The organism is Halobacillus sp. BBL2006 (genome assembly GCF_000786645.1).
Classification (GTDB): Bacteria; Bacillota; Bacilli; order Bacillales; family Halobacillaceae; genus Halobacillus.
On the sequence record NZ_JRNX01000301.1, the window covers coordinates 1 to 4545 of the forward strand.

Here is a 4545-nt window from a genome sequence, read left to right on the forward strand (position 1 = left end):
GGAGGCTCCCCGTCTCGCCCGCGGAAAGCGAGTCGTTTTCCAACCACCCTCCTCTAATTGAATGAAGGCTTGGATTAGGAGCATTAAAATTAATTACAATCTTATCTGTTAAATTAGATTTCTTACCTGTCAAAACAGGACTATATTTTTTTCGTATGCAAAACGAACATAATCAATATTTTATATATGAAAGATCGAGTGTTACTTTGTAATTACATGAGAATTTCGAATATTTTGTAGAATAACACGACCCTCACTAGAAGGAGCGAATGAAATGCCAAAAGCGAGAGCAAAATTTAGCGGTAGATTGCAGATGCAGGAAATAGACGTTCATCCAAATGAAAGTTCTGCCAAATGGAACGGAAAAAATATCGATCCATCAGATCATTCCTGGGATTCACCCATTTCGGGAACGGTTTACGGTACATTACTAAACTATAAAGGTGCTCTAGACCAAATGGGAGACACCATACACCAAGATCCCTACAAATCTCCTCCAAAAGCTCCCATTCTTTATATCAAACCCAAAAACACCATTACTGGTCATCAAACCTCTATTCCTATGCCAGCACATGTATCAGAGCTTGAAGTCGGAGCCTGTCTTGGACTGGTGATCGGTGAAAAAGCTTCGCGGGTCAGCGAGGAAGAAGCATTAAGCTATGTTGCGGGTTATACCATTGTTAATGATATCAGCGTTCCTCATGAAAGCGTATTTAGACCGGCGGTGAAGCACAAAGCACGCGATGGGTTCTGCCCTGCAGGTCCATGGATCATAGAACGGGATGCCGTTCCGACCCCTGACAACCTGGCTATTCGTGTCTATGTGAATGGAGAATGTAAGCAAGAAAATCATACTGGAAATCTAGTACGGTCGGTTCCAAAGCTGCTTGCCGATGTCACCGAATTTATGACGCTTGAAAAAGGAGACACGCTGCTTGTCGGTATTCCAGAAAATCCCCCTCGTGTAAAAGATGGGGATCAAATCCGTATCGAGATTGATCGAGTGGGTGCCCTTGAAAACATAGTGAGAAAAGAAGTACGTGTAGGAGGGATTAAGTCATGAAGACGGCACGGGTAGCCTTTCAAGGCGGGATTTATCAGGCAACGGAACTTTCTGAAGGGGTCCAACTGGATAATGGCCAGCAGGTGTCAGAAGAAGAGGTTGTTTGGCTGCCGCCTGTCGAGCCGCAGACAAGTTTTGCACTTGGATTGAATTATTTTGATCATGCGAGCGAGCTTTCTTTCAATGCACCGGAAGAGCCGCTTGTCTTTTTGAAAGGACCTAATACTTTTGTCGGTCACCGCGGCAAAACTTATCGTCCATCTGACGTTACAAACATGCATTATGAGTGTGAATTGGCTGTTGTCATTGGACAGCAGGCAAAAAATGTTAAACAAGAAGATGCGTACAGTTATATTTCCGGCTATACTATTGCTAATGATTATGCGATTCGTGATTACTTGGAAAATTATTACCGGCCGAATTTGCGAGTGAAGAACCGGGATCATTGCACACCGATCGGACCTTGGCTCGTTGATGCCGCAGATGTCGACGATCCGATGAATCTTGCTTTGCGCACGTATGTCAATGGCGAGCTTGTTCAGGAAGGTTCTACAAAGGATATGATTTTTGATATTCCTGTACTCATCGAATATTTGAGCAGCTTTATGACACTAAATCCAGGTGATCTTATTTTGACAGGAACACCAAAAGGTACAGTGGATACAAAAGTGGGAGATGAGGTCATTACCGAGATTGAAGGCTTAGGACGTCTTATCAATACGATTACTGGTGAGAAAAACTGATTCAAAGGGGGGATGGTAGTGCCGCATGTGATTATAGAATACACCGACAACTTGACGCCTCATACAGATATTCAAAGTCTACTTAAAAAGATCAGCCAGGTGTTAGTGGAGCTTGGTGACACCTATCCGATTGGAGGAATCCGCGTAAGAGCCCATAAAGTCACCGATTATCACATTGCTGATGGGAAAGAAGACGATGCGTTCGTTCATACGACGTTAAAAATTGGAAAAGGCAGAAGTGAGGAAACGAAACAGGCCACTTGTGAGGCACTATTTCAGGTGCTGAAAGAACACTTCGCTTCGATTTATGAAGAAAAATACTTAGCTTTATCGCTAGAACTAGTAGAATTCCAACATAAAACCTACAAACATAACAACATCCATAGCCGTTTTAAATAAAAGGTGTAGAGGGCCGGAGCTGAGGCCTTCTTCTTTTTACATGTTTATTGTAAGCGTTTTCTTAATTTGGTGAGGTTAATAGAATCACAATACTTAAGGAGGGCGAATATGTTAGGAATCGATGATGCTTCTATTGCATTTATTTGGGTTGCCACGGTGCTGTCAGCGGTCGGATGTGTCCTGTATGGAGCAGTGATGTGGAATCGGGGGGAGGGTGAAGAAGAATGAACATTTACATCTTAATTCCTTTATGCCTTGTTTATATTGCCGTGATGTCAGGTTTGGCGTATTACGGCTATAAAAAAACAACTTCTGAATCTGATTACTTAGTGGGCGGACGAAACATCAATCCGATTGTCATGGCATTATCTTATGGCGCTACGTTTATCAGTACATCAGCTATGGTCGGATTTGGTGGAGTCGCCTCTATTTATGGCTTAAGTCTATTGTGGCTAGCTTTTTTAAATATCGTACTGGGGATTTTTGTGGCTTTCGCGGTTTTTGGAAAAAAGATTCGAAGGCTCTCACTGAAACTAGATGCTACGACTTTCCCTTCTTTATTAGGAAAACACTATGATTCTAAGTTCATTACGGTCTTCTCAGGGATTGTCATATTTATCTTTATGCCTGCCTACACAAGCATTGTGTTAATTGGCGGCGGCCGTTTTTTGCAAGAATCGCTGTCTATGAATTTTAACGCAGCTTTACTTATTCTTGCCGTGATTATCGCGCTCTATGTCATTGGTGGAGGCATCAAAGCAGTCATGTACACGGATGCGTTCGCTGCGATTATTATGCTCATCGGGATGGCTATTTTCTTATTTGCCAGCTATCAAGCGGTAGGGGGCATAGTGGATGGCCACCAGGCGTTAGCCTCACTTAAATCGATGGTTCCAGAGTCACTCGCCTCCCAGGGACATCAAGGGTGGACAAGCATGCCTGAATTAGGGTCCCCTATGTGGTGGACACTCGTCAGCACCATTATCATGGGCGTCGGTATAGGGGTTCTTGCACAACCACAGTTAGCCATGCGTTGTATGACGGTGAACAACGACCGCGCTCTTTATCGCTCTGTTCTTGTCGGCGGAATTTTTATCTTTTTCATGACAGGGGCGGCTTACATGATCGGACCACTCAGCAATGTTTATTTTATGGAAACGGCCGGAGAACTATCGATTAGTGTAGCGGGTGGAAATCCTGACCTAGTCATTCCGAAGTTCATCAATACGCTGATGCCTGGGTGGTTCATCTATGTATTTACGCTTACACTTCTGTCAGCGACGATTTCCACCGTAAGCTCGCTCATCCATGTACAGGCGAGTGCGTTTGGTGAAGATATCCTGAAAACATTAGGGATTCGATCCGTATTAGGAAATGTCATCAGCCCCGCACGTCTTGGTGTCATCGTAGGGGTCATCTTATCTGTCATCCTGGCTTACCTTTTACCGGGAGGGGTCATCGCTCAGGCTACCGCTTTTTGGTTCGGAATTTGTGCTGCCGGATTCCTGCCTGCATTAGTTGGAGCATTTTATTGGAAGAAAGCTTCTCGTGCTGGAGCGGTTTCCAGTATTATTACTGGTTTCGGCGTCAGCATGTTCGGGTTCTTATTTTTGCACGAGAAGCAGTCGGTTGCCTTTGGTCTTTCTGAAGCTCTTTTTGGAAAAGGCTATCTTCTTGCCTATCCTTGGACCCATGTGGATCCGCTCTTCTATGCGCTTCCTTTATCAACGATCGTGTTCATTACCGTAAGCTTATTCACATCACAAGACCAAGTCAAACAACAGGGACACATCCAAACAGAAAAAGTAAATGTTCGATAATGCAATAAAGGGGACTTCCTGAATATAGGAAGTCCCCTTTATTTGAGAGTACACATTCGCTATCCAGGGCCTGACGGCGAGCCTACTCAGGCCCTTGTTACTCATCTAGTAACGGAACCCTTTATCTAGTAAATTGGGTCACATAGATCCACATGATCTCCCGTTTCTGTCCATTTAGAATAGATTTCTAGCGTCCATTTTTCTGGTGAACGTTTATATCCATTGTCGCTTATCCATTGATGTAAATGATCATAGACACGGTAAATCTCCGATGCCTGACCTTTAAAATGAAGGACGGCATATTTTTCTTCCGGAACAGTAAGACTGACCATTCCATCAGGGATATCTTCAAAATCTTCAACTTCATAACAAACCCAGTATCCATCGTCTTCGTCTGAGGTCTCAGCCACTTTAAAAGCGCCGATAAGCTTAGCGGGCTCCACAAGGTTCTTGATCTCACTTTTACGACGGTCTAATAACATAGAAGCTTCAGGGATTTCTTGACCATAACCCGCCATAT

The 4545-nt window shown here is 43.9% G+C and carries 6 protein-coding genes; 5 read left to right on the plus strand and 1 reads right to left on the minus strand.

The annotated features are described in order from the left end of the window. Positions 1 to 274: 274 nt before the first annotated feature. The 5 genes from LD39_RS09735 (at position 275) to LD39_RS09750 (ending at position 4025) form a co-directional block, all read left to right on the plus strand. Entirely contained in the window at positions 275 to 1063 is a 789-nt protein-coding gene (locus LD39_RS09735; protein WP_035545636.1) for a fumarylacetoacetate hydrolase family protein, read from the plus strand. After that, positions 1060 to 1806: a fumarylacetoacetate hydrolase family protein gene (locus LD39_RS09740; RefSeq protein ID WP_035545637.1), complete on the plus strand. Its 747-nt coding sequence runs from the start codon at positions 1060 to 1062 to the stop codon at positions 1804 to 1806. Before LD39_RS09735 ends, LD39_RS09740 begins: the two co-directional genes overlap by 4 nt. Positions 1807 to 1824: 18 nt before the next feature. Beyond that, complete coding sequence (locus LD39_RS09745) at positions 1825 to 2205, plus strand: 5-carboxymethyl-2-hydroxymuconate Delta-isomerase (RefSeq protein ID WP_035545639.1); 381 nt, start codon at positions 1825 to 1827, stop codon at positions 2203 to 2205. A 108-nt stretch (positions 2206 to 2313) separates the two neighbouring features. After that, entirely contained in the window at positions 2314 to 2433 is a 120-nt protein-coding gene (locus LD39_RS23910) for a symporter small accessory protein (RefSeq protein WP_369793232.1), read from the plus strand. Then, positions 2430 to 4025 (plus strand): sodium:solute symporter family protein, encoded by a 1596-nt coding sequence (locus tag LD39_RS09750; RefSeq protein ID WP_035545640.1) that lies wholly within the window; start codon positions 2430 to 2432, stop codon positions 4023 to 4025. Before LD39_RS23910 ends, LD39_RS09750 begins: the two co-directional genes overlap by 4 nt. A 125-nt stretch (positions 4026 to 4150) precedes the next feature. Here the strand turns inward: LD39_RS09750 and LD39_RS09755 are convergent. Then, positions 4151 to 4545 (minus strand): GyrI-like domain-containing protein (locus LD39_RS09755; RefSeq protein ID WP_035545641.1); only part of this gene is annotated, 395 nt, incomplete at its 5' end.